We start from the raw sequence: 25,099 nt of genomic DNA, 5'->3' as shown, positions 1-25,099 counted from the left end.
GCCAACAAGGAGGCCTGCTGCCATGGTCGGCCGAAAACATCCGTCCAGAAAAAGATCGAAGAAAAATAACGCCGTTCGCGCCGCTTCGATCCATTCAAATAGGGTCGATACGGCGGCCATTGCGGCACAATTTCGTGACAAGAGCTTGGGAGCGCCGGATCCGTCTCAAGACCGCTAGTAAAGGATAGCCCTGCGATTGCAGCGCCGCCAGGCGTACCACCCACCCGTGTCGACGCCAACGAAGCCCGGCGGGACGTCGTTCGGCGTCACATTCTGCGCCCGCGCGGTGTTGCCGCAGGCGGCAAGCTCGAGGCCGGCCTTGGAAACCGGCCGACATGGGCGCCAGATCGGGGCTCGCGCCGGGTGGCGGCGCGGGCGGATACGGCGTCGAACAGGCCGGAAAACAGCTGACACTGCGCCCTGCACGATGTTGCGGCGACGCACAGCTTCCTCCGGGTTTGACTGCAGCAGTATTGCTTGCGGCGCAGCGCTACCAATTCGTTGCCGTCGGTCACCAGCGAGGCGCTGTCCTGTGCGTCCACGCGGTCGAGGCAGCGACATCGATGCCGCCGCCTTCGCCGAGCTGGAAGGAATAGGCCAGTCGCTTCTCGCCTTCCGGAATGTCGTGCTGACGAGAAGCTTCATCGCCGCGACTTTCTGCTTCCGATGTTGCGCCAGATTCTGCGTCATAACGGCGCATAAAACAGACGTAGGCCTTGTCGCCGGGCGGGCGCATGAACATGTCGATGTGTAAGGTGTCGGCCTTGTTCTGGTCGATCGCGTCCTGAGCGTACGCGTAGGGAGCATGAACGATCTGGGACAGGCCCGCGCCGGCAAAGCTTGCGACAATCGCGGCGATTAGGATAGGGCGTTTCATGCTGGCCTTCCGCAACTCTTTCCAACCTGCACGACATGATTTGGCGCGCCGAACGGCGGCGCCCGGTCGCGCGCGTGATCTTCCGCCTGTCGGTATGGGGCGCGCCGGCTCGGCCGTGCGTTCAAGCGGCCGTTCAGGGGCAGCTGTGCGGCATTCAGGCGGCGTTCATCTGGCGGGCTTGCGGACTGCCTCAAGGCTGATCACAAACGCTTGTGCAGTGCCGAGAGGCGGTATCTCCGGGTTCATACGGATGTTGCGAAGGCGCTACAATAGGCCGAAACTATCGCATTGGAAGGGATTCTGCCGAACTATTGGGCGAAGTGCTTGTTGATATGGCACTGACTGCTTGCGGTACGCATTGCGAAAGGGAGCCTTGCGAGCGTTCAATGGTGTCAGCGTGCTCAGTTTGATTCGTCGGTGAGCAGGAACGCTTCCCTGACTCCGCCCGTTTCAAAATGAGCAGAATCTATCGCGGAGAGAGAGGGATCATGTACAACGATTCTCTATTCAATGCCTTCGCCCGATCGTTCGAGGCGCGAAGCCAGACCGACATGTCGATGGCGGAATACCTGGAATCGTGTCGAACAGATCCGATGCGATATGCGAATGCGGCCGAACGACTATTGGCGGCGATCGGTGAGCCCCAGATGATCGACACGGCCAAGGATGCCCGCCTTGGCCGTATTTTTTTGAACCGCACGATACGCTCCTATCCGGCCTTCGCCGGCTTCCACGGCATGGAAGACACGATCGAGCGCATCGTTGGCTTCTTCCGCCACGGGGCGCAGGGGCTGGAAGAGCGCAAACAAATTCTCTATCTGCTCGGCCCGGTCGGCGGCGGCAAGTCCTCGCTCGCCGAACGCTTGAAGCAGCTGATGGAAGTTCATCCGATCTATGTGCTCAAGGCCGGCGATGAGTTGAGCCCGGTGTTCGAGAGCCCGCTCGGGCTGTTCGATCCCGATACGCTTGGGCCGATGCTTGAAGAGAAATACGGCATTCCGCTCCGCCGGCTCACCGGGTTGATGAGCCCGTGGTGCTACAAGCGGTTGGAGGCCTTCGGCGGCGACATCTCGCAATTCCGCGTCGCGCGCATCCAGCCGTCGCGGCTGCGTCAGATCGGCATTGCCAAGACCGAGCCGGGCGACGAGAACAACCAGGACATCTCCTCGCTGGTCGGCAAGGTCGACATCCGCAAGCTCGAGACCTACGCCCAGAACGACCCCGATGCCTACAGCTATTCGGGCGGTCTCAACCGCGCCAACCAGGGCATTCTTGAGTTCGTCGAGATGTTCAAGGCGCCGATCAAGATGCTGCACCCGCTGCTCACCGCGACGCAGGAAGGCAATTATATCGGCACCGAGAATATCGGCGCGATCCCGTTCTCCGGTATTATCCTCGCCCACTCCAACGAGGCAGAGTGGCAGAGCTTCAAGACCAACAAGAACAACGAGGCCTTCATCGACCGTATCTGCGTCATCAAGGTGCCGTACTGCCTGCGCGTCATTGAAGAGCGCAAGATCTACGAGAAGCTGATCCAGGGCTCGGAGCTTGCCTCTGCGCCTTGCGCGCCGGCCACGCTCGATACGTTGTCGCGCTTCTCGGTGATGTCGCGCCTGCGCAAGCACGAGAACTCGACGCTTTACGCCAAGATGCGGGTCTATGACGGCGAGAGCCTGAAGGAATCCGATCCCAAGGCGCGCAGCGTCCAGGAATATCGCGATGCGGCCGGCGTCGACGAGGGCATGGACGGCGTCTCGACCCGCTTTGCCTTCAAGGTCTTGGCTGCGACCTTTAACCACGACACCCAGGAAGTCGGCGCCGACGCCGTACACCTGATGTATGTGCTGGAGCACTCGATCCGCCGCGAGCAGCTGCCGGAGGAGATCGAGAAGCGCTATCTCGAGTTCATCAAGGCCGACCTCGCGCCGCGCTATGCAGAGTTCATCGGCAACGAGATCCAGAAGGCCTATCTGGAGTCCTACTCCGATTACGGCCAGAACCTGTTCGACCGCTATGTGGACTACGCCGATGCCTGGATCGAGGATCAGGACTTCAAGGATCCCGACACCGGCCAGCTGCTGGATCGCGAGCTGCTGAACCAGGAGCTGACCAAGATCGAAAAGCCGGCCGGTATCGCCAACCCCAAGGATTTCCGCAACGAAGTCGTCAAGTTCTCGCTGCGGTCGCGGGCGGCGAACGGCGGCAAGAATCCGGGCTGGACGTCCTACGAGAAGATTCGCGAGGTGATCGAGAAAAGGATATTCTCCCAGGTCGAGGACCTGCTTCCGGTCATCTCGTTCGGTTCCAAGCGGGACGGCGACACGGAGAAGAAGCATGACGACTTCGTCGCCCGGATGGTCGAGCGCGGCTATACCGAGCGGCAGGTCCGACGGCTCGTCGAGTGGTACATGCGCGTGAAGCAGGCCGGCTAGAGTAGACCTAAGGTGCGATGAGTTGATCTCATCGCGCCTTGAGGCGGATGCAGGCTGGAGGCGGATATAGAGTGGCTTTTCATGTCATCGATCGGCGCCTGAACCCCGGGGGCAAGAGCCTTGAGAACCGCCAGCGTTTTTTGCGGCGGGCCAAGGCTCAGGTTCAAAGCGCCGTCAAGAAGTCCTCGCAAGACCGGGACATCAAGGATGTCCTGGAAGGCGGCGAAGTCAGTATCGCGCTCGATGGCATGGATGAGCCGCGCTTCCGCCGCGAGGGCGGCACCCGCGATATGGTGCTGCCCGGCAACAAGAAGTTCGTGGAAGGCGATATCCTTCCACGTTCCGGCGAAGGCGGGGGCAAGAAGTCCCAGCCGGGGCAGGGTGACAGCGAGGACGCCTTCCGTTTCGTGCTGAGCCGGGAAGAGTTCGTCAATCTGTTTCTCGACGATCTCGAACTGCCCGACCTCGCCAAGCGCAAGCTGGCCGAGGCCGAAAGCCAGGGGCTGCAGCGCGCGGGCTATGCCACGTCGGGCTCGCCAGCCAACATCTCGATCAGCCGCACGGTGAGCCGCGCACTCGCCCGCCGCGTCGCGCTGCGGCGACCCCGGCGCGAGACGATCGCGGCGCTCGAGGCCGAGCTTGCCGAGTGCGAGGACGACGAGCGCCGCGCGCAGCTCGAGGCCGAGATCGCGGTGCTGAAGGCAAAGGCAAAGCGCATTCCCTTTATCGACCCGATCGACATCCGCTACCGCCGTTTCGAGACCATTCCGAAGCCGGTGGCGCAGGCGGTGATGTTCTGCCTGATGGACGTCTCGGGCTCGATGTCCGAGCACATGAAGGACCTGGCAAAACGGTTCTACATGCTGCTCTACGTCTTCCTGAAGCGGCGCTACCGCCATGTCGAGATCGTCTTCATCCGTCACACCGACCGCGCCGAGGAGGTCGACGAGCAGACCTTCTTCTACGGCCCGGCGTCCGGCGGCACGCTGGTTTCCAGCGCCCTGCAGACGATGAACGATATCGTCCGCTCCCGCTTCCGGCCCTCGGACTGGAATATCTATGCGGCGCAAGCCTCCGACGGCGACAACTCGATCTCCGACAGCGAGGCGGTGTCCCGCCTGCTGACCGGCGCGATCCTGCCAGTCTGCCAGTTCTTCGCCTATCTCGAGGTGGGCGAGGCCGGCGGCTACTCCTTCGAAATGCCGGATTCTTCGCTCTGGTCGCTCTATGAACGGCTGCGCGGCAATGGCGCCGAGCTCTCGATGCGCAAGGTCCGCGACCGCAGTGAAATCTTCCCGGTGTTCCACGATTTGTTCCAGCGTCGCGCCAACCAGGAAAAGGCTTCATGACCGAACGACTGTTCGACGGCGCCGACTGGGATTTTATCACCCTGCAGCGCATTCACGATGCCTGTGAGGATGTCGCGCGCAACGAGCTCGGGCTCGACACCTATATCAACCAGATCGAGGTGATCACCGCCGAGCAGATGCTGGACGCCTACTCATCGGTCGGCATGCCGCTGTTCTACAAGCACTGGTCGTTCGGCAAGCATTTCGCCTTTCACGAGGCCTCGTATCGCAAGGGCCTGATGGGGCTCGCCTACGAGATCGTCATCAACTCCTCGCCGTGCATTTCCTACCTGATGGAGGAAAACACCGCGACCATGCAGACGCTGGTGATCGCGCATGCCGCGTTTGGGCACAACCACTTCTTCAAGAACAACTATCTGTTCAAGCAGTGGACCGACGCCGAGGGCATTCTCGACTACCTCGAATTCGCCAAGCGCTATGTCAAAAGCTGCGAGGAGCGCTACGGCCATGTCGCGGTCGAGCACACGCTGGATGCGGCGCATGCCCTGATGTCGCATGGCGTCGACCGCTATCCCGGCAAGAAGAACCTTGATCTGCGCGAGGAAGAGAAACGCGCCGGCCAGCGCCGCCTGCATGAGGAGGCCGCGTTCAATGATCTCTGGCGCACCGTGCCGTCAGGCCCTGCCAAAAGCCGGAAGACGCTGAGCATCGAGCGCCGTCGCAAGCTGCTGGGGCTGCCGCAGGAAAATCTGCTCTATTTCCTGGAAAAGAGCGCGCCGCGGCTGGCGCCCTGGCAGCGCGAACTTTTGCGCATCGTCCGCCACATCGCCCAATATTTCTATCCGCAAAGCCAGACCAAGGTGATGAACGAGGGCACCGCGACCTATGTTCATTACCGCATCATGAACCGCCTGCATAAGCGGGGCAAAATTTCCGACGGCAACTTCCTGGAGTTCCTGCAGTCGCACACCAATGTGGTGTTCCAGCCGGAATTCGACGATCCGCGCTTTTCGGGATTCAATCCCTATGCGCTTGGTTTTGCCATGATGCAGGACATCGAGCGCATCGTCAGCGATCCCACGGACGAAGACCGCGAGTGGTTTCCGGACATCGCGGGCACGCGCGATGTCGAGGACGTGTTGCGCGGCATCTGGGCCAACTACCGCGACGAAAGCTTCATCGGCCAGTTCTTGAGCCCGAGCCTGATCCGCCAGCTTCGGCTCTTCCACCTGCATGACAATCCCGAGGAGCGTGCCGGTATCAGGGTCGACGCCATCCATGACGAGCGCGGCTATCGTCGCGTCCGCCGCGAACTCGCCAAGCAATATGACGTGGGCTACATCGATCCCAACATCGAGGTGGTCGACGTCGACCTCGCCGGCGACCGCCGCCTGATGCTGCGCCACCACGTGGTGAAGGGCGCTCAGCTCGCCGAGACCGACGCCAAGCGCGTGCTCCAGCACCTGGCCGATCTCTGGAGCTATGACGTGTCGCTGCAGGAAGTCGATTCCAACGACAAGGTCCTGAAGGAGTACGTGCTTAATCCGCGGATACAGCCAGTAGCCGCCTGAGGCGGCGGCAGCTACGGATCACCTCGCTTCACCTCGCCGGGGGATGAGGGGAAGCCGCCTCTTTCGCCTCTACCGCAAGCTCGCGTTGATCTTGTCCAGCACCGACGATCCCGGGCACAGCACGTCCGCTTCCAGCGAATTGAGCGGCTGCTCCACCGTGTTGAGATGGCTGTGCAGGTCTTCCGCCTCCGGATCGACATAGAGCAGCCCGGTCACGATCTGGCCCTTCGCGGCATGCTTCTGCAGAAAAGCCTGTGCCGCCACACGGTCATGCACGTCGTAATCGGCGTCGATCTTGCGCAGCGCCAAGCGCGAGCCGTCGTGCTGCTCGACGATCTGCACCGTGCCGGGTGCATAATCCACCGTGATCGGGTCGCGGCCGGTGATGACGTCCAGCCTGTTCACCGCATCGTTGTGTTCGCGGACGTAATCGAAGCTCTTGGTCGAGCCGGCGTGATTGTTGAAGGCGACGCAGGGGCTGATCACGTCAATGAACGCCGCGCCCTTGTGCTGCAGGGCGCCGGCGATGACGGGCACGAGCTGGGTCTTGTCGCCCGAAAAACTGCGCGCGACGTAAGTTGCGCCGAGCTGCAGCGCGATCGCGACGAGGTCGATGGCGTTGTCGGTGTTGGTCACGCCCTTCTTGGACTTCGAGCCGCGGTCGGCGGTGGCGGAGAACTGGCCCTTGGTGAGGCCGTAGACGCCGTTGTTCTCGACGACATAGGTCATGTTGACGCCGCGCCGGATCGAATGCGCGAACTGGCCGAAGCCGATGGAGGCGGAATCGCCGTCGCCGGAGACGCCGAGATAGATCAGCTCGCGGTTGGCGAGGTTGGCGCCGGTCAGGACCGACGGCATGCGGCCGTGCACCGAGTTGAATCCGTGCGAATTGCCGAGGAAGTAGTCCGGCGTCTTCGAGGAGCAGCCGATACCCGAGATTTTCGCAACCCTGTGCGGTTCGATGGAAAGCTCGAAGCAGGCTTCGATGATCGAGGCGGTGATCGAGTCGTGGCCGCAGCCGGCGCACAGCGTCGAAATCTTGCCCTCGTAGTCGCGATGGGTGAAGCCCAGCTCGTTCTTCTTCAGGCCCGGATGATGAAATTTCGGTTTCGCAATATAGGTCATGACACTGCCTTGCGGAGGGGCGTCACCTTAAGGTGATCCTGGTGGTCGCCGATGGCATTGGCGATGAAGCGGGCGGTGATGGGCGTACCGTCGTAATGCACGATCGACACCAGCCGCACCGGATCGATGCCGTTCTCGTTGATGATCAGCGAGCGCAACTGCCCGTCGCGATTCTGCTCGACCACGTAGACGAAATCATGATCGGCGATGAAGCTTGCGACGCTGGAGTGGAACGGGAAGGCGCGGATGCGCAAGCGATCGAGCTGGTGGCCGCGCGCCTCCAGCAAGCCGATCGCTTCGTCCATCGCGGGCGAGGTCGAGCCGAAATAGATCACGCCATATTTGGTAGGCCTGGCTGCATTGGCCTGCAGCGGCCGCGGCACCATGTCCTGCGCGGTCTCGAACTTGCGCACCAGGCGCTGCATGTTGTCGGCGTAGACGGGGCCTTCCTCGGAGTAGCGCGCATACCTGTCACGAGATGTGCCGCGGGTGAAGTAGGAGCCCTTGGTCGCATGCGTGCCGGGAAGCGTGCGAAAAGGGATGCCGTCGCCGTCGACATCGAGATAGCGGCCGAAGTCCCGACCCTCGTCCAGCATCTCCGCGGTCATGATCTTGCCGCGGTCATATTGCCGCGCGTCGTCCCACTTCAGGGGGCGGCACAGCCGGTGGTTCATGCCGATGTCGAGGTCGAGCATCAGGAAGATGGTGGTCTGCAGCCGTTCGGCCAGATCGAAGGCCGTGGCGGCGAACTCGAAGGCTTCCGCCGGATCCTCGGGGAAGAGCAGCACATGCTTGGTGTCGCCGTGCGAGGCATAGGCGCAGGCGATCACGTCGCATTGCTGGGTGCGGGTCGGCATGCCGGTGGAGGGACCGGCGCGCTGCACGTTCATGATGACCGCCGGAATCTCGGCGAAGTAGGAGAGGCCGATGAACTCGGTCATCAAGGAGATGCCCGGGCCGGACGTCGCGGTGAAGGCGCGCGCGCCGTTCCAGGAGGCGCCGATCACGATGCCGATCGAGGCAAGCTCGTCCTCGCCTTGCACGATTGCGTATTTGGCCTCGCCGGACTTGGGATCGTGCCGGTACTTCTTGCAGTGCGCGCCGAAGGCATCGGCCAGCGACGATGACGGCGTGATAGGATACCAGGCGCAAACGGTCGCGCCGCCATAGACGGCGCCGAGCGCGGCCGCGCTGTTGCCTTCGATGAAGATGCGGTCGCCGACCTTGTCGGACTTTCTCACGCGCAGCCCGATCGGGCATTTCAAATTCTGCAGCGCCCAGTCGCGCCCGAGATGCAGCGCGTGGACGTTGGAGGAGAGAAGCTTCTCCTTGCCCTTGTACTGCTCGCCGATCAGCTGCTCGATCAGCTTCGGATCCATGTCAAGCAGCGCGGAGAGCGCGCCGAGATAGATGATGTTCTTGAACAGTTGGCGCTGGCGCGGGTCGCTGTAGGTGGAGTTGGTGATCGCGGTCAGCGGAACGCCAATCACGGTGATGTCGTCACGGAATTTCGACGACGGCATCGGCTTGGTCGAATCGTAGAACAGGTAACCGCCGGGCTCGATGCCGGCGACATCCTTGTCCCAGGTCTGCGGATTCATCGCCACCATCATGTCGACGCCGCCGCCGCGGGCGCCGAGATGGCCGGCTTCGGTCACCCGCACCTCATACCAGGTCGGCAGGCCCTGGATGTTGGAGGGGAAGATGTTGCGTGGGCTCACCGGCACGCCGTGGCGCAGGATGGAACGGGCAAACAGCTCGTTGGCGCTGGCCGAGCCCGAGCCGTTGACGTTGGCGAAGCGAACGACGAAGTCGTTTACGCTGCTGATCTGCTTTTGCTCGGGCATGCTGAACCTGCTTGGACCATATCGACAAGATATTTCTGCATGTCCCACGCGCCGGTGGGACAGCGTTCGGCGCAAAGCCCGCAATGCAGGCAGACGTCCTCGTCCTTGACCATGACGCGACCGGTCTTGAGGTCACTGGAGACGTAGAGGGCCTGCTCGGGATGCGGCGCCGGCGCCTTCAGGCGCGTGCGCAAGTCGCTCTCTTCGCCGTTCTCGGTGAAGGTGATGCAATCCATCGGGCAGATGTCGACGCAGGCGTCGCATTCGATACAGAGCGGCGCAGAGAACACCGTCTGCACGTCACAGTTCAGGCAGCGATGCGCCTCTCCAAGCGCAAGCTTGACGTCATAGCCGAGCTCGACCTCGGTGCGGATGTCCTTCAGCGCGATCACCTTGTCGCGATGCGGCACCTTGTAGCGCTTCTCCGGAGAGATGTCGTTGTCGTAGCTCCACTCGTGGATGCCCATCTTCTGCGAGGTGACATGCACCTCCGGCAGCGGCCGTTCGTTGACATCCTCGCCGGAGATCAGCCGGTGGATGGACAGCGCGGCGTCGTGGCCATGCGCCACTGCCCAGATGATGTTCTTCGGCCCGAACGCAGCGTCGCCGCCGAAGAAGATCTTGGGATGGGTCGAGGCCATCGTCTTGGGATCGACCTTGGGCATGTGCCATTTGTCGAACTCGACGCCGCAATCGCGCTCGATCCAGGGGAAGGCATTCTCCTGGCCGACCGCGACCAGCACATCGTCGCAATTGATGGTCTCGTCAGCTTCGCCTGAAGGCACCAGGTTGCGTCTGCCCTTGGCGTCGTATTCGGCTTTCACCTTCTGGAAGGTAACGCCGGTGAGCTTGCCGTTGTTGTGCACGAAGGCGATCGGCACCATGAAATTGAGGATCGGAATGTCCTCATGCATGGCGTCTTCTTTTTCCCAAGGTGAGGCTTTCATCTCCTCGAAGCCGGAGCGAACGATCACCTTGACGTCTTCGCCGCCGAGCCGTCGCGCGGTGCGGCAGCAATCCATCGCGGTGTTGCCGCCGCCGAGAACGATCACGCGTTTGCCAATCTTGTCGGTGTGACCAAAGGAGACAGAGGAGAGCCAATCGATGCCGATATGGATGTTGGCCGCGGCCTCTTTCCGGCCAGGAATGTCGAGCTCGCGGCCGCGCGGCGCGCCGGAGCCGACGAAGATCGCGTCATAGCCCTCGGCGAGCAGCGCCTTCATGCTGTCGATGCGCTGACCCGCTTTGAACTCGATGCCGAGATTGAGGATGTAGTCGGTCTCCTCGTCGATCACGGAATCAGGCAGGCGGAATTTTGGAATCTGCGACCGCATCATGCCGCCGGCTTTCGGATCGGCGTCGAATACGGTGCAGTGATAGCCGAGCGGCGCAAGATCGCGCGCCACAGTGAGCGAAGCGGGGCCACCACCGACCAGCGCGATGCGCTTGCCGTTCTTGGACGACGGGCGCGGCAGGCGCTGCCTGATATCGTCCTTGAAATCGGCAGCGACCCGCTTCAGCCGGCAGATCGCCACCGGATTTTCCTCGACCCGGCCGCGCCTGCAGGCGGGCTCGCAAGGGCGGTCGCAGGTGCGTCCCAAAATGCCGGGAAACACATTGGATTTCCAATTGATCATATAGGCGTCGCTGTAGCGGCCTTCGGCGATCAAACGGATGTATTCGGGGACGGGGGTGTGCGCAGGACAGGCCCATTGGCAATCGACCACTTTGTGAAAGTAGTCGGGGGCCGCAATATCAGTCGGTTTCATTCCCTACCTGTCCGCGCCAAACACGAACACACTGCGCGGCCTTTTATCTTATCGAGAGGATGCCGAGGTGGCGTCCTTCCGGTTTTTGAATTGCATCATGTGCTCATCTTATTAGAACCAATCTACTTGATGCACAAAGGCAAATTTGTTCCATCGGCGCCTTTTGCCTGTGCAGTGCCGCAAGACTGCGTGATGATGCCCGTTTTGTGGCGCTGCAGCATGTTATGATCGTGCGATTTCAGTGCGTTAACTTTGAATCGCCGGCGATATCGCTCTTGGCGAGATCCCACATCAGCTCATAGATACCTGACGATATTTGCATTGCGGCCTCGGGCGCCGCGTTGCCGGTGAAGCGCGCCGCGAATACGGACGAGACAGCGCTCACGCTGGTGCCGTCGATCAGCACGAACCAGTCGCTTGCACCGCCGCCTGCGGCCGGCAGTTCCTTGGTCGGCCCGGACAGCTTTGCATCGCTTTCGAGCAGATGCATGGAGATGATGCCGTCGAACTCTTTCGGATCGAGCCGTGTTGCGAGCTGCTTGCGCAATGCGTCCGTGTTGCCTTCAGGGCGCAGCCGCGCGATGCCGAGCACGGCGCCGCGGCCAGTTCCTTTGGAGACCGTGATACGCGCCACCGCGCGGATCATGTTCTTGAAGCCTGCCATGGTCTTCACCGACCAAGGCGTCGGATTGGCGAGCCTTGCGCGATAGGCCGGGCTGTCCAGCACGTCGATCGTTTTCGTCGAATAAAGGAAGAGGAATTTCGGGCTGCCGCTATGCGCTACATAGCGCCGCGCCTCGATAAAGCCGTCGATGGCAACGCGCTCTTCCAGATGCTCGCGATCGTACCAGCGGTTGAAGTCGGTTTCGTCGGCCGGGTCGATATCCATCGACGTCAGCAGCATGCCCTTTCCGGCGAGCGGCATTTTCTTGTTCTCCCTTGTCCATTCAGCTTCGCTCTTACTCCACATGGCAAGGAGGCGCGAAGCGCCGTCTTGAACCATAAGGCCCCGATCGTTGCCCGGGCCTCAATCCTTCGGGACGCCTGCTTCGCGGGCTCCTCGGGAGGAGAGGACAGGTTCATTCGGAGGAACGGATTGCTTTTCAATCTTCGCGGCAAGGTCTGCGATCGACCGCATCACCGCGTCACGCACGCCGGGGTCGTACAGCGTGTGGCCGGCGCCCTCGACGATGCGGATTTCGGCGTCGCTCCAACGCGCGGCAAGCGCCTGCGAGGTCGCGGGCGGGCAGAGCAGGTCGTAGCGGCCCTGCACGATGATGCCGGGAATGCCGGCAAGCCTCGGCGCGTCATCGAGCAACTGGTTCGGCCGCATGAAGCTGTCATTCTGGAAATAATGCGCTTCCATGAAGGGCGTCGACGGCAGCGCGCCATTGCCATTGAGCGCAGCGGGATCGAGCCGCGTGCGAGCCGGCGTGTGCTCCGAGAGCGCGCGCTCGGTATCGTGCCAGGCGCGCGCGGCCGGGCCGTGTACGGCCGGATCGGGATCGAGGATGCGCTGCCAATATGGTTGCATCGGCTTCGTGCGCTCGTCCTCCGTCAGCAGCTTGAGAAAATCCTCGCTTAAACCGGGATAGAAGCGCGGTAGCGTCTCGCAGAAGGCGGTCTCGACCTCCTTCGGCGTGCCGAGAAAGGTTGCGCGCAGCGCGATGCCGGAGACGCGTTCGGGATGCGCCTGTGCGTACGCAAGCGCAAGCGTCGCGCCCCAGGAACCGCCGACCACGAGCCAACGCGCGAAGCCGAACTTGTCACGGATCGTCTCCATGTCCGCGATCAGGTGCTGAATCGTATTGGCCTCGCGGCCGCCCTTGGGCCGGCTGCGGCCGGCACCGCGCTGGTCGAACAGGATGGTGTGGAAGCGTTCGGGGTCGAACAGCCGGCGATGATCCGGCTGGCAGCCGCTGCCGGGACCGCCATGCAGATAAACCGCAGGGATGCCGCGCGCACAGCCGACGCTCTCGACATGGATTTCGTGGCCGTCGCCGACCGGCAGCATCACGCTGGTCAAGGGGGCGAAGGGATCGCTGCGCCTTGGTTTGCGCGCGTCGGCGTCAGGCGCCATCGTCGGTCGGCTCCAGCGTTCCGCCGGCGAAATTGCGGTAGAGGAAGCGGGTCACGCCCGCCGCCGACTCTTCTTCCGCCTGCTTGAAAATCTGTTGGTGCACCGGCGACAGCGTGCAGGCGGGATCGGTATTGCCGGCATCGCCCGTCAGCGCGAATGCCTGGCAGCGGCAGCCGCCGAAATCGACTTCCTTGAACTCGCAGGACCGGCAGGGCTCCGGCATCCAACCCGTGCCGCGATAGCGGTTGAAGGCCGCGGAGTTCTGCCAGATCCAGGCAATCGAATGGTTGGAGCGCACGGATTCGAATTCAAGTCCCGTGATGCTCTCGGCAGCATGGCAGGGCAAAATCTTGCCTTGCGGCGAGATGTTGAAGAACTGCCGGCCCCAGCCACCCATGCATTTCTTCGGCCGCAGCGCGTAATAATCAGGAATCACATAGTCGATGGTCAACACGCCCTTGAGCCGCTCGCGCGCCTCTTCGACCAAGCGCGTGGTCTCCTCGAGCTGCGCGAAGGTCGGCATCAGCGCGGCGCGGTTCTTCAGCGCCCAGCCGTAATATTGCACGTTGGCAACCTCGAGCCGGTCGGCGTCGAGATCGACCGCCATCTGGATGATGTCAGGCAGCTGCTGCAGGTTCTGCCGATGCATCACCGCATTCACCGTGAGCGGCAGCTCGAGTTCGCGCGTCCATTTCGCGACCTCGAGCTTTTTCCTGTGCGCATCCTTGAAGCCCGCGACGCGGTCGGCGGGAGCGGCCTCGCTGCCCTGGAAGCTGATCTGCACATGGCAGAGCCCGGCATCCGCGAGGCTCGAGAGCCTGTCGCGTGTCAGCAGCACGGCTGAGGTGATCAGGTTGGTATAGAGACCGACATCGCTCGCATGCTGGACCAGTTCGACCAGGTCCTTTCGCGCCGTCGGCTCGCCGCCGGAAAAATGCACCTGCAGCACGCCGATCTCGGCGAGCTCCGACAGCACCTTCTTCCATTCCGCGGTGGTAAGCTCGGTCGAGCCGCGGTCGAGTTCAACCGGGTTGGAGCAGTAGGGGCATTGCAGCGGGCAGCGATGCGTCAGCTCCGCCAGCACGGCCAGCGGAATGCCGAACGTCTCGGCCGTGGAGGCGGCGGATTCGAGGACAGCGAGCCCGTCACTCGGATCTCGCGCCGCGGTCCCTGCGAGTTCGTCACTCATGGCGTTTTCTCGCGCGCTTCGGTCAGAAAGCCCTTGTCCGCAAGGTCCTGCAGCATGGCAACAACATCGGTTGCGATCGCCTCGCGTGGCGCCGCATATTTTGCCGCCAGCTCGTCCACCATCGCTGCGACGTTGCGGACGCCGTCGCACAGTTTAAGCACCTCGACTGCGATCTCGTCCGGTGCCAGCACGCGCTCGGGCGCGAGGATGACCCAGACCTTGCGGGTCTCGTCGAATTTCAGCCTTGCATGGCGCGGCAGCACCGGCCGGCTCGCCTCGCTGACAGTGATGTTGCGTGACGCGGCCATGCTGTCAATTCCTCAGTTGTCTTTCGGCACAAAGGCGCCCGGCGGAATGTGGCCGTTGACATAGGCGTGATAGAGCGCGTCGAGTTGCACCCACAGCACGTTGGTCTTGAAGATCAGCGCGTTGCAGACCGCCTCGCGCTGCTCCGGCATCTTCGCGTTCCGCTTCACATATTCCAGCGCAAAGCCGGCATCGCGCGGCGCCTGCGCAAGACGGCGCTTGAAATAGGCCATGATGTCCGGATTGACGAAATCATAGTGCTGCAGCATGCCGCTGATGCGCTCTTCATGCAGGTTCGGCGCGAACAGTTCGGTCAGCGACGACGCGATCGCTTCCAGCGGCGTGCGGTCGCGGCAGTAGTGCACATAGGCTTCGACCGCAAAGCGCGCCGCCGGCAGGATACCTTCGGTGGATTCCACGTAAGCCGTGTCGAGCCCGAGGCCTTCGGTCAGCTTCAGCCAGCGCTCGATACCGCCTTCGCTGCCCACATCACCGTCATGGTCCTCGATGCGGTGCCGCCACTCCAGCCGGGTGGCGCGATCGCGGAAGCGGGAGATGACGACCGCATCCTTGATCGGAATCGTGCTCTGGTAGTAGTAGCGGTTCAGTGCCCAGGCCTGCACTTGGCCCTTGTTCAGCTTGCCGCCATGCAGAAGCTTATGGAACGGGTGCAGATTGTGGTAACGCACCTCGCCGATACGCCGCAGCGTGGCTTCCAGATCGGCGGCGCTGTTGAGCGTCACGCCCTTGCCGATCGACAGCGCGGTCATGGTAGCAGCGACATCAACGCTCACAGCACAATCTCCATTCCGTCCGCGGGGATTTGCCAGCCCGCGCGCTCCAGTCCCCTTCGCTCCTCGGTGTCCGCAAGCAGCGCCGGGTTGGAGTTATTGATATGCAGAAATAGCTTCCTCTCGATGGCGAGGCCAGCGAGACTTTCGATCGCGCCATTGGTTCCGGACATCGCGATATGGCCCATGTCCTGGCCCCGTTTCTGGCCGAGTCCGGCTGCGATCATCTCATCGTCGCGCCACACCGTACCGTCAAAGAAGAGAAGGGCAGCGCCTGCAAGGCGCGCCTTCAATACGTCGGTGACGCCAGCGCAGGCCGTGAGAAAGAAGACAGATTTGTCCGTCGTCTTGTCGCGGATGCGAAGGCCGATCGTATCGCCGACTTCGTCGCCGCGGCCGCCGGGCAGCGAAGTGTCGCGTAGATACCAGGCGACCTTGCCCGGCACCGCGAAGGGCAGGATCTCGATGCCGCTACCTGTTCCGTCCGGCAGGCGCGGCTCGAACGGCTCCTCAATCGCTATGGCAACACGCTTGACGTTAGCTTCGGAAAGCACGTTGAAGATGCTGTTGGCTTTCAGGATCGCAAGCACGCTCCTGTGCGCATAGATCGTGAACGGCGAGCCTTCGCGCATCGAGAGCAGCCCTGCCACCGCATCAACCTCACCATTGGTGAGGATGACGCCCGCGATCGGCGAATGCCGCAATTGGCCTTCCCTCGGGTGAAGCTGCCTGGTGGCGATCAGCTGCTGACGCAGGTCGGGGGAGGCGTTGATCAGGAACCAATGATCGCCATCGGCTGAGATCGCGATCGAGCACTGGGTGCTCTTCAATTCGGGCCGGTCACCCCTGGCCATCAGGCATATTGGGCACCCGCAATTCCACTGCGGAATTCCGCCGCCTGCTGCGGCGCCCAGGACGACGAGGCGAAGCATGATCCGTCCCCTGGAAACAGAAGGTAACGTAACATGACACAGGTGGACATCAAGAACGGCTCGTTCCCTTGCGGGAACGGTCACGCCCGGAGGTCCACCTGCATCAGGATTTATGCGAAGACCGGCCGCTTACTTGCGAGCGGCGCAGGCATACATGTTGATTTCCATGCCCACCGGCACTTCAACGATCTTGGGTGCTTTCCAGGCCATTTTGGCTCTCCTTTATTGGTCTGCTGGTCGTTAAGGGTTCGTCGTTGTCCCCATAAGGTAGCGTGCAGGGCGAACTTCGCTAGTGAAATTTTCACGTCGTGAGCGTTTGTGAGCCTCTTTTGCAACGCAAAAGGGTCACGCCGACGCGGTATTCCCGGAGGGGCGCAAACGGGCAACACATTCGCACTTTTGTGGCGTCGGGCACGGCCACGAGCGTTTGCTGCGTAGCGGTCGCGGTACGGTTGGCGGATAAAGAATGCGAATAAAGAAGTTGTGAGAGCCGCGAGCCTTCCAATTTTGTCGCCCGAGCCCCAATGGATTCCAATGGCCAGATATTTCTTCAACACCCGGATCGGCGATGAGCTGGTCGAGGATCCCGAAGGGGAAGAGCTGCGCAACGCCAATCGTGCCTGGGAAATCGCGCGTGCGATGATACTGGAACTTTTGCGCAGCGAAGGCGCGGTCGGGCCGCTGCTCAGCGCCGTCATCGAGGTGACGGACGAGGAGGGCGAGGTGGTGTTGGAGTTTCCCTTCAGCGAAGCCTTCTTCGAGCTGCCCGACGCGACGGTGACCCGGCACTAAAGGCACGGTTGCGAGCTACCCTTGCGCAAGTGCCGAAAAATACACAGACTGCGCGCCTCAAAAAGGCGACCCGCGCCGGCTTGACGACGGTGCGAGGACAACCGCCGCGACATGGGGAGGACGATATGGTCGGTCATTCGTTGCCGCGCAGCATCTGGCTGGCCGGCGCTTTTCTTGGCATTTCCACGCTTGTTGCAAGCGCCCAGCAGGCAGCGCAGCCGCTGCCGCCGGGCTCGGCCCTGATCGGCCGCCCCGACAGCGAGGCCGCGCAAAAGCTCGCGCCCGTGGCGCCGCCGCCGCTACCCGCCGCGCCCGATAAGCTGCCGATCGCGAAACTGAAGGTGCCGGCCGGCTTCAACATCGAAGTCTATGCCGCCGGCATGGCGAACGCGCGCTCGCTCGCGGTCGGCGACAAGGGCACCGTGTTCGTCGGCAGCCGCCTGGTCGACAAGGTCTATGCCATCGTCAACAAGGACGGCAAGCGTGAGGTCAAGGTGCTGGCCTCGGGCCTGTACCGGCCGAACGGCGTCGCCTTCCACAATGGCACGCTCTACATCGCGGAACTGTCGAAGATCTCCAAGATCGACAATGTCGAGAGCGTGCTCGACAACCCGCCCAAGCCGACCGTCATCTATGACGACTTGCCCAAGGACGAGGCGCATGGCTGGAAGTTCATCGCCGTCGGCCCCGATAACAAGCTCTATGTTCCGGTCGGCCAGCCCGGCAACAACGTGCTGCATGACGATGCGCATGGCCAGATCCGCCGCATGAACCTCGACGGAACCGGTGCCGAGGTTGTCGCGCTCGGCGTCCGCAATTCGGTCGGCTTCGACTGGAATCCGGAAAACAAGCAGATGTACTTCACCGATAACGGCCGCGACTGGATGTCGGAGGACGTGCCGCAGGACGAGCTCAACCGCATCACCAAGGTGGGCGAGGATTTCGGTGCACCCTATTGCTATCAGGGCGACATTCCCGATCCGGAATTCGGCTGGGGCCATTCCTGCAGCGAATTCACCCCGCCGGTCGGCCTGATGGGCCCCCATGCCGCGGCGCTCGGCTTCCGTTTCTACACCGGAGGCATGTTCCCGAAAGCTTACAAGAACGCGATTATCCTCGCGCGCCACGGCTCCTGGAACAGGAGCAAGAAGTTCGGCGGCGATGTCGTGGTGGTGAAGCTCGACAAGGAAGGCAAGGTGAAATCGATCGAGCCCTTGATCACAGGCTTTCTCGACAACAACAGCTATGTCGGCCGGCCAGTCGACGTCTTGCAGCTCAAGGACGGCTCCATCCTGGTCTCCGACGACTGGAACGGTGCGGTCTATCGCGTGAGCTACGGCAAGTCCAAGGTCGCAGCGAAGCAATAGGTTGGAATTCATTCCGGGGCGGTGCAGAAGCTCCGCCCCTGGAATCTCGAGATTCCGGGTTCGCGCTCTCGCGCGCCCCGGAATGACGGAGCAAGTCGTAGGGCGTCGAGACGAGCGGATGCAAAAAACAACTATCGCGCTGGCGCTTCTTCTCATCGCTTCATCCGCAAATTCAGAAACCATCGAGGAGCGGGCCGCGACCTGCTTCGCCTGCCATGGCGAACAGGGGCAATCTGAAACCGAGAACACGCCCTCGCTCGGGGGCCAGCAGGCGCCCTATGCGCTGATCCAGCTCTTCATGTTTCGCGAGAAGTTGCGGACATTTGAACCGATGAATGAAGTCGCGAAGCCGATGACCGACGACGATTTGCGCAACTTCTCCGATTTCATCGCCAAGCTGCCGAAACCCAAGCCGACAGCGGATGCGCCCGACCCGGCGCGGATGCAGCGCGCGCAGGAGTTGACGATGAAGTATCACTGCAATTCCTGCCATCATCAGGATTTCTCCGGCGGCGACAACGTTCCGCGCATCGCCAACCAGCGCGAGGATTATCTCGCGAAGACCCTGAGCGAATACAAGGACAACAGCCGCCACGGCTACGACGGTACGATGGCCGACGTGATGGGGCCGGTGACGCCCGAGCAGATCAAGGATCTGGCCTATTTCCTGGCACGGGTGCACTAGCGTCGGTACATTCGCCTACTTCGCACCGCCTGCCGGGGGAAGGGAGAAATCCCAGCGCATGCAGGCCATCCCGCGGCCGGCTGGCCATGCCGCCTCACCGGCGTTACAACACCGTTCACAACAACGGAGTTGCTTATGACCGACCTCTGGCGCCTGTCGGCCGCCGAACTCGCCACGCTCGTGAAATCGAAGCAGGTCTCCGCAAAGGAGGCCGCGAGCGCCAGCCTGGCGCGGCTGGATGCGGTGAACCCGAAGCTCAACGCGGTGATCGACCACAGGCCGGAAGAGGTGCTGAAGCAGGCCGCCGAGATCGACGCCAGGATCGCGCGCGGCGAGGACGCCGGTGCGCTCGCCGGCGTGCCTGTCACGGTGAAGGTCAATATCGACCAGGAGGGCTTTGCCACCACCAATGGGTTGAAGCAGCAGCGCGATGTGATCGCCAAGAGCAACAGCCCGGTGGTCGATAATCTGCGCAAGGCCGGCGCGGTCATTCTTGGCCGCACCAACACCCCGGCCTTCTCCTATCGCTGGTTCACCAGCAACCTTATCCATGGCGACACCAAGAACCCGCGCGATCCCTCGCTCACCCCGGGTGGCTCCTCGGGCGGCGCGGGTTCGGCGGTTGCGGCCGGCATCGGCCATATCGCCCACGGCACCGACATCGCCGGCTCGATCCGCTACCCCGCTTACGCCTGTGGCGTGCACGGGCTGCGCCCGACCGTCGGCCGCATCGCAGCCTATAATTCCGCCTTCCCGGACCGCCCGATCGGGCCGCAGATCAGCGCCGTGTCAGGCCCCCTGGCGCGAACCATCGGCGACCTCCGCATTGCGCTTGCCGCGATGTCGGCCAAGGACGTGCGCGACGTCTGGTGGGTACCGGCACCGCTGGAGGGGCCGCCGGTCGCGAGGCGCGCCGCGATCTGCGTCAATCCGGATGGGCTCAATCCCGTGCCAGAGGTGAAGGCGGCCGTGCTCGACGCTGCCAGGCGGCTGGAGCGGGCAGGCTGGACCGTCGAGGAGGTCAAGGATACGCCGCCGCTACAGGAAGCGGCGTTGCAGCAGACGAAACTCTGGCTCGGCGACGGCTACGAGGCGCAGCTTGAGGCAGCCGAGAAGGAAGGCGATCCCGGTGCGCTGACCTGCCTGCGCGGCAACCGCAACAAGGTGTTTCCGCTCGACGCGGCGGGCTTGTCCGCCGCACTGGCCATTCGTGCCACGATCGCCCGCAAATGGCTCCTGTTCCTGGAGGAGTATCCGGTCGTGCTTATGCCGGTCTCCGGCGAATTGCCGTTCCCCGACCAGCTCGACCGCAAGGACGAGGCCTCCTTTGCCAGGGTCTGGCATGCGCAGCTGACGCAGATTGCTATTCCCTTCATGGGCCTGCCTGGGCTAACGGTCTCCACCGGGCTCGTGGGACGGGCTCCCGTGGGCGTGCAGATCGTCGCGGGACGCTATCGCGAGGACCTTTGCCTCGCCGCGGGCGAGGCGATCGAGGCCGGCGGCGTGCCGCCGTCGCCGATCGATCCGGTGAGCTGAAGAGCCAGAACACGAAGACGATGCCAGGCATTTATGATTTTTCGGCCAAGTCGCTCGCTGGCGAGGAGGTCTCCTTGCAGCGCTTTGAAGGCCAGGTGCTGTTGATCGTCAACACCGCGAGCCAATGCGGCTTCACCCCGCAATATCGCGGGCTGGAGGAGCTGCACCGGGAGTTCGCACCCCGACGCTTTGCCGTGCTCGGCTTTCCCTGCAACCAGTTCGGCGGCCAGGAGCCGGGCAATGCCAGCGAGATCGGCGCGTTCTGCACCAGCAATTATGACGTGACGTTCCCGATGTTCGACAAGATCGACGTCAACGGCTCAGGCGCCCATCCGCTGTACAATTATCTGAAACGTGAGAAGTCCGGCCTGCTCGGCTCCGCCATCAAATGGAATTTCACCAAATTCCTGGTCGACCGCGCAGGCCAGGTGACGGCGCGGCATGCGCCGACCACCAGACCTGAAAGCCTGAAGAAAGATATCGAGGCGCTGCTGTGAACGACGAAAACGAGACCACCCATGACACACTGCCGGACCGCCTGTCGGTCGATCCGCGCAGCCCCTATTACAACGCGGATATCCTGTCGCGCGACGTCGGCATCCGCTTCAAGGGTGTCGAGAAGACCAATGTCGAGGAATACTGCGTCAGCGAAGGCTGGGTCCGCGTCACCGCGGGGAACGCTAGGGATCGCCACGGCAATCCGCTGACCATGAAGGTGCACGGGCCCGTGGAGCCGTATTTCCGGGATAAGAAGTAAGTGTGATTGGCGCTGCACCGGCGCTCTTGCTATTGCCCGCGTCATTCCGGGGCGGTCCGCGCGGGACCGAACCCGGAAGCTCGAGATTCTCAGGTGCGCAATTGCGCGCCTTAGTTCGATGCTTCGCATCGTCTCGGAATGACGGTGCAAGAAACGACTCTTGAAAGAAGCCCCCCATGTCCGTCCGCATCATCGACGTCCGCGAAGTGACGAAGCCGATCTCTTCGCCCATCCGCAACGCCTATATCGACTTCTCCAAGATGACCACGAGTCTCGTCGCCGTCGTCACCGACGTGATGCGCGACGGCAGGCGGGTGGTCGGCTACGGCTTCAATTCCAACGGCCGCTATGGCCAGGGCGGATTGATCCGCGAGCGCTTCGCGCCGCGGCTGCTTGAGGCCGACCCCAAGAGACTGCTCAACGAGGCCGGTGACAATCTCGACCCCGACAGGGTCTGGGCGACGATGATGATGAACGAAAAGCCCGGCGGTCATGGCGAGCGCTCGGTCGCGGTCGGCACCATCGACATGGCGGTGTGGGACGCAGTGGCGAAGATCGCGGGCAAGCCGCTGTTCCGCCTGCTCGCCGAGCGCCACGGCCTGACAGCCAATCCGCGCGTCTTCGTCTACGCCGCCGGCGGCTACTACTATCCCGGCAAGGGCCTGTCGATGCTGCGCGGCGAGATGCGCGGCTATCTCGAGCGCGGCTACAATGTCGTGAAGATGAAGATCGGCGGCGCGCCGATTGACGAGGACCGCCAGCGCATCGAGGCGGTGCTGGAGGAGATCGGCAAGGATGCCCAGCTTGCGGTCGATGCCAATGGCCGCTTCGATCCGGAGACGGCCATCGCCTACGCCAAGATGCTGCGGGACTATCCGCTGTTCTGGTACGAGGAGGCTGGCGATCCCCTCGACTTCGCACTGCAGGCCGCGCTCGCCGAATTCTATCCGGCGCCGATGGCAACCGGCGAAAACCTGTTCAGCCACCAGGACGCCCGCAACCTGATCCGCTACGGCGGCATGCGTCCCGACCGCGACTGGCTGCAATTCGACTGCGCGCTGTCCTACGGCCTCTGCGAATACCAGCGCACGCTGGAAGTCCTGAAAACGCACGGCTGGTCGCCGAGCCGCTGCATCCCCCATGGCGGCCACCAGATGTCGCTCAACATCGCGGCCGGTCTCGGCCTCGGCGGCAATGAAAGCTACCCCGACCTGTTCCAGCCTTACGGTGGCTTCCCCGACGGCGTCCGTGTGGAGCAGGGGCACATCACCATGCCCGACCTGCCGGGCATCGGCTTTGAGGGCAAGTCGGATCTCTACAAGGACATGAAAGCGCTAGCGGCGTAGGCAGCGCGTGGGCTGGGGAGAGCGCAACTCCATTGCCGTTTGCAAGAAGATGGGCTTCGCTTCGCTGTACAAACTCCACGGACGCCGCTCGAAAATTGAATCAGTTGTATCCAGACCATTTATTCAACATCAAATCTCAATCTATCAACGGAGATCGGGTCGCGGCGTAATTCTGACCGTTGTTTCAAGCGTAACCCTGCTCATGTTGTCCAAGAGCGGCTTTGATGAAATGTAGGGGCACGCCACGATCAACCAGCGTACATCAGTGCACCCGTTGGCTTCGCGGCGTGAAGCGAAACGATGGGAAGGCCGCTGATAATGCCATGCGATCAAAATCCGGACAGTCCTCTGTCGGGGTCGGTAGATAGCGAGCATGAATCTTCGCAGAAGAAACTGCGTCCGAACAATCAGTACCTAACCTTCATTTCCGACAATGAAGGAGACCATTGTCTCATCCTATGCACCTTGCCCGCAGGGGCGATCGTGCCGTTACATAGTCACGCCGACCGAGAGACCTCTTACGTGGTGTCGGGAAAGCTCGAAGCTCTGCGGGAAGAAGTATGGGAAAAGCTTGGACCAGGAGAGATGTTCGATGTGCAGGACGGAACCAAGCACGCGTGGAGAAACTCCTCGCCAGCGGCCGCCTCGAGGCTCTGTGTGACGACGAAAAAGATGGCTAAGTTTCTGCGCGAAATATCGGTCCCGGTTCGTGATGCATTGCCGTCAGAAGAGCACGCTCAGCGTTTGCGCGAACTTTTCCATGCATACGGATATTGGCTCGGTAGTCCGGAAGAGAATGCCGCCGTTGGCCTGGATGCCGACTGGAGCGGCCTCCATGACTGATCCGGCTCGGCGCGGCTAGCTCGAGCGCTCCCTCACTCTACAGCATAGACTCATAGATGTGCTCCTAGCCTCGCCTTCGCCCGGGCGACCGCTACGGCAGCATATCCAGCAGCCGCCGCCCTTCGGTCTTCAACAGCTTCTTCACCGCGCTCGAGGCCACCACCTCGCCTTCATTGGCATAGGCTTCGTGGTTCTTCTCGATGTCGTCGAGGCGGTAGAGGTAGTTGACCATGACGCCGGCGGACTCGCGTATACCCTTGGGCGAGAGGTCGCCGAGCCAGTTGATCCGTTCCAGCCGCGCGCCGTTGCCGAGATGGAAGCGGGCGACCGAGTCGATCAGCCGTCCCTTGGAGGTGCGCGCTTTCAGGAAGTAGAAAGCCGCAAGCGGCTCAAGCACGGTGCGGAGCTGCGTGGCAAGCTCGGCATTCTCGAACCAGTTGGGTTCGTCGAGATGCTTCAACATCTCGCGGCCCTCGTCAGTGAGCGGCAGGTCCTTCGCATCCTTCAGCCAGGACATGAAGCCCGGCACCGGCGACAGTGTTACAAACGTGTCGAGCTTGGGCAGTTCGCGGCGCAATTCCTCGACCACCTGCTTGATCAGGAAATTGCCGAAGGAGATGCCGCCCAGCCCGCGCTGGGTGTTGGAGATGGAGTAGAACACCGCGGTGCGCGCGCGATCCTTCGGCACGGTCTGCCGGTTAACCGCCAATAGTGGCGCGATCGCGCCGGGGATCGTCTCCGTCAGCGCGACCTCGACGAAGATCAGCGGTGCGTCGGGCATCGCGGGATGGAAGAAGGCGTAGCAGCGGCGGTCGATCGGATCGATGCGGCGGCGCAGGTCGTCCCAGTCCCGGATCTCGTGCACCGCCTCGTAACGGATGATCTGCTCCAGGATGTTAGCCGGTGTCGACCAGTCAATCCTGCGCAGCACGAGAAACCCCCTGTTGAACCACGAGCCCAAGAGATGGACGATGTCACGGTCGAGCGCCGCGAGATCCTTGTGCCCGTTGAGAAGCGAAAGTAGGTCGGCGCGCATCTCCACCAATGCGCCGGTGCCGCCGGGCGCGCGGTTGAGCCGGCGGATCAGCTCCTGCCGCCGCGGCTCCGTCGCGAAATGCAGCGCGCCGCCATTGCCGTCGCCGGGCTCGGCCATCCAGGCCTCGATCGCCTTGTTGACCTTGTCGCGGTCGGGGCCGAAATTCCGCGCCAGCGCGTGGAAGAAGTCGCGCCGCTCCGTGGCATCGAGATCGTGGTAGCTCTCGAGCACCTCGCTCGCCATCGCGGTGCCGGAGGCTTCGCCCCGGCCGGACAGGAGCGCTTCGCAGAGCTCGATCAGGCTGGAGGCGTCTTCCTTGCCGTCGGCGGGCTTGCCGCGCCCGAGTAGGGTGCGCCCACGCTCCGAGATGGTTGAAAGCAGGTCGGTGAAGAACGCGTTGGCCATGCTGCAGTTCGAATCCGTAAGTCAGCTGGAACGGATTTTACATGGATTTAAGGGGAATGGAGGGACAATCAAGCACAACAATTTGTCATGCCGGCTGCGATTT

Annotated in this window: 23 protein-coding genes; 11 read left to right on the top strand and 12 right to left on the bottom strand. The window is 62.5% G+C overall.

Features of this window, described 5'->3' with window-relative positions:
• Window positions 1-511: 511 nt before the first annotated feature.
• Window positions 512-892: a hypothetical protein gene (locus A3AI_RS0125145; RefSeq protein ID WP_156927930.1), complete on the bottom strand. Its 381-nt coding sequence runs from the start codon at window positions 890-892 to the stop codon at window positions 512-514.
• Between the two features lie 473 nt (window positions 893-1,365).
• Here A3AI_RS0125145 and A3AI_RS0125140 point away from each other — a divergent pair, with 473 nt between their 5' ends.
• The 3 genes from A3AI_RS0125140 to A3AI_RS0125130 all read left to right on the top strand — a co-directional run bounded on the left by A3AI_RS0125140 (window position 1,366) and on the right by A3AI_RS0125130 (window position 6,190).
• The gene (locus A3AI_RS0125140; protein WP_024518245.1) at window positions 1,366-3,309 is read left to right on the top strand and encodes a PrkA family serine protein kinase; all 1,944 of its coding nucleotides are present in this window, start codon (window positions 1,366-1,368) and stop codon (window positions 3,307-3,309) included.
• Window positions 3,310-3,380: 71 nt separating this feature from the next.
• On the top strand, window positions 3,381-4,658 hold the full coding sequence (locus tag A3AI_RS0125135; protein WP_024518244.1) for a YeaH/YhbH family protein: 1,278 nt from the start codon (window positions 3,381-3,383) through the stop codon (window positions 4,656-4,658).
• Entirely contained in the window at window positions 4,655-6,190 is a 1,536-nt protein-coding gene (locus A3AI_RS0125130; protein WP_024518243.1) for a SpoVR family protein, read from the top strand. Before A3AI_RS0125135 ends, A3AI_RS0125130 begins: the two co-directional genes overlap by 4 nt.
• A gap of 69 nt (window positions 6,191-6,259) precedes the next feature.
• On the opposite strand, the gene A3AI_RS0125125 is transcribed toward A3AI_RS0125130, so the two are convergent.
• The 10 genes from A3AI_RS0125125 to pqqA form a co-directional block, all read right to left on the bottom strand.
• Window positions 6,260-7,315 carry a 2-oxoacid:ferredoxin oxidoreductase subunit beta gene (locus A3AI_RS0125125; RefSeq protein WP_024518242.1) on the bottom strand — a complete coding sequence of 352 codons (1,056 nt, stop codon included), beginning with the start codon at window positions 7,313-7,315 and terminating at the stop codon, window positions 6,260-6,262.
• Entirely contained in the window at window positions 7,312-9,162 is a 1,851-nt protein-coding gene (locus tag A3AI_RS0125120) for a 2-oxoacid:acceptor oxidoreductase subunit alpha (protein ID WP_024518241.1), read from the bottom strand. Before A3AI_RS0125120 ends, A3AI_RS0125125 begins: the two co-directional genes overlap by 4 nt.
• Window positions 9,132-10,931 carry an FAD-dependent oxidoreductase gene (locus tag A3AI_RS0125115; RefSeq protein WP_024518240.1) on the bottom strand — a complete coding sequence of 600 codons (1,800 nt, stop codon included), beginning with the start codon at window positions 10,929-10,931 and terminating at the stop codon, window positions 9,132-9,134. The genes A3AI_RS0125120 and A3AI_RS0125115 overlap by 31 nt, the downstream gene beginning before the upstream one ends.
• A gap of 238 nt (window positions 10,932-11,169) precedes the next feature.
• Entirely contained in the window at window positions 11,170-11,856 is a 687-nt protein-coding gene (locus A3AI_RS0125110; protein WP_024518239.1) for a DUF4286 family protein, read from the bottom strand.
• Window positions 11,857-11,958: 102 nt separating this feature from the next.
• On the bottom strand, window positions 11,959-13,011 hold the full coding sequence (pip, locus tag A3AI_RS0125105) for a prolyl aminopeptidase (RefSeq protein WP_024518238.1): 1,053 nt from the start codon (window positions 13,009-13,011) through the stop codon (window positions 11,959-11,961).
• Complete coding sequence (gene pqqE / locus A3AI_RS0125100) at window positions 13,001-14,200, bottom strand: pyrroloquinoline quinone biosynthesis protein PqqE (RefSeq protein ID WP_024518237.1); 1,200 nt, start codon at window positions 14,198-14,200, stop codon at window positions 13,001-13,003. Before pqqE ends, pip begins: the two co-directional genes overlap by 11 nt.
• Window positions 14,197-14,508 carry a pyrroloquinoline quinone biosynthesis peptide chaperone PqqD gene (pqqD, locus tag A3AI_RS0125095; protein ID WP_024518236.1) on the bottom strand — a complete coding sequence of 104 codons (312 nt, stop codon included), beginning with the start codon at window positions 14,506-14,508 and terminating at the stop codon, window positions 14,197-14,199. The genes pqqE and pqqD overlap by 4 nt, the downstream gene beginning before the upstream one ends.
• A 12-nt stretch (window positions 14,509-14,520) precedes the next feature.
• On the bottom strand, window positions 14,521-15,276 hold the full coding sequence (gene pqqC, locus A3AI_RS0125090) for a pyrroloquinoline-quinone synthase PqqC (protein WP_024518235.1): 756 nt from the start codon (window positions 15,274-15,276) through the stop codon (window positions 14,521-14,523).
• Between the two features lie 20 nt (window positions 15,277-15,296).
• Window positions 15,297-16,229: a pyrroloquinoline quinone biosynthesis protein PqqB gene (gene pqqB, locus A3AI_RS0125085; RefSeq protein ID WP_024518234.1), complete on the bottom strand. Its 933-nt coding sequence runs from the start codon at window positions 16,227-16,229 to the stop codon at window positions 15,297-15,299.
• Window positions 16,230-16,358: 129 nt separating this feature from the next.
• A complete protein-coding gene (gene pqqA, locus A3AI_RS43405; RefSeq protein WP_012029362.1) occupies window positions 16,359-16,439 on the bottom strand; it encodes a pyrroloquinoline quinone precursor peptide PqqA in 81 nt (26 codons plus the stop codon).
• Between the two features lie 324 nt (window positions 16,440-16,763).
• Between pqqA and A3AI_RS0125075 the strand changes: the two genes are divergently transcribed.
• From A3AI_RS0125075 to A3AI_RS0125040, 8 genes are all read left to right on the top strand, one after another.
• A complete protein-coding gene (locus A3AI_RS0125075; protein WP_024518233.1) occupies window positions 16,764-17,021 on the top strand; it encodes a DUF6894 family protein in 258 nt (85 codons plus the stop codon).
• 125 nt (window positions 17,022-17,146) lie between these two features.
• A complete protein-coding gene (locus tag A3AI_RS0125070; protein ID WP_024518232.1) occupies window positions 17,147-18,388 on the top strand; it encodes a PQQ-dependent sugar dehydrogenase in 1,242 nt (413 codons plus the stop codon).
• Between the two features lie 118 nt (window positions 18,389-18,506).
• Entirely contained in the window at window positions 18,507-19,073 is a 567-nt protein-coding gene (locus tag A3AI_RS0125065; protein ID WP_024518231.1) for a c-type cytochrome, read from the top strand.
• 135 nt (window positions 19,074-19,208) lie between these two features.
• Entirely contained in the window at window positions 19,209-20,609 is a 1,401-nt protein-coding gene (locus A3AI_RS0125060; protein WP_024518230.1) for an amidase family protein, read from the top strand.
• Between the two features lie 20 nt (window positions 20,610-20,629).
• Window positions 20,630-21,106, top strand: a complete 477-nt coding sequence (locus A3AI_RS0125055) for a glutathione peroxidase (protein ID WP_024518229.1) — start codon at window positions 20,630-20,632, stop codon at window positions 21,104-21,106.
• Window positions 21,103-21,366 carry a DUF3297 family protein gene (locus A3AI_RS0125050; RefSeq protein WP_024518228.1) on the top strand — a complete coding sequence of 88 codons (264 nt, stop codon included), beginning with the start codon at window positions 21,103-21,105 and terminating at the stop codon, window positions 21,364-21,366. The genes A3AI_RS0125055 and A3AI_RS0125050 overlap by 4 nt, the downstream gene beginning before the upstream one ends.
• Before the next feature lie 176 nt (window positions 21,367-21,542).
• The gene (locus A3AI_RS0125045; protein ID WP_024518227.1) at window positions 21,543-22,712 is read left to right on the top strand and encodes a mandelate racemase/muconate lactonizing enzyme family protein; all 1,170 of its coding nucleotides are present in this window, start codon (window positions 21,543-21,545) and stop codon (window positions 22,710-22,712) included.
• A gap of 300 nt (window positions 22,713-23,012) precedes the next feature.
• On the top strand, window positions 23,013-23,555 hold the full coding sequence (locus A3AI_RS0125040; RefSeq protein ID WP_024518226.1) for a cupin domain-containing protein: 543 nt from the start codon (window positions 23,013-23,015) through the stop codon (window positions 23,553-23,555).
• Window positions 23,556-23,646: 91 nt separating this feature from the next.
• Here A3AI_RS0125040 and A3AI_RS0125035 read toward each other — a convergent pair whose 3' ends face one another.
• Entirely contained in the window at window positions 23,647-24,996 is a 1,350-nt protein-coding gene (locus tag A3AI_RS0125035; protein WP_024518225.1) for a malonyl-CoA decarboxylase, read from the bottom strand.
• Window positions 24,997-25,099: the final 103 nt, after the last annotated feature.

This window comes from Bradyrhizobium sp. Tv2a-2 (assembly GCF_000472425.1).
Classification (GTDB): Bacteria; Pseudomonadota; Alphaproteobacteria; order Rhizobiales; family Xanthobacteraceae; genus Bradyrhizobium.
The sequence above is the reverse complement of the archived record's forward strand: the minus strand, read 5'-3'. Positions and strand labels throughout refer to the sequence as shown.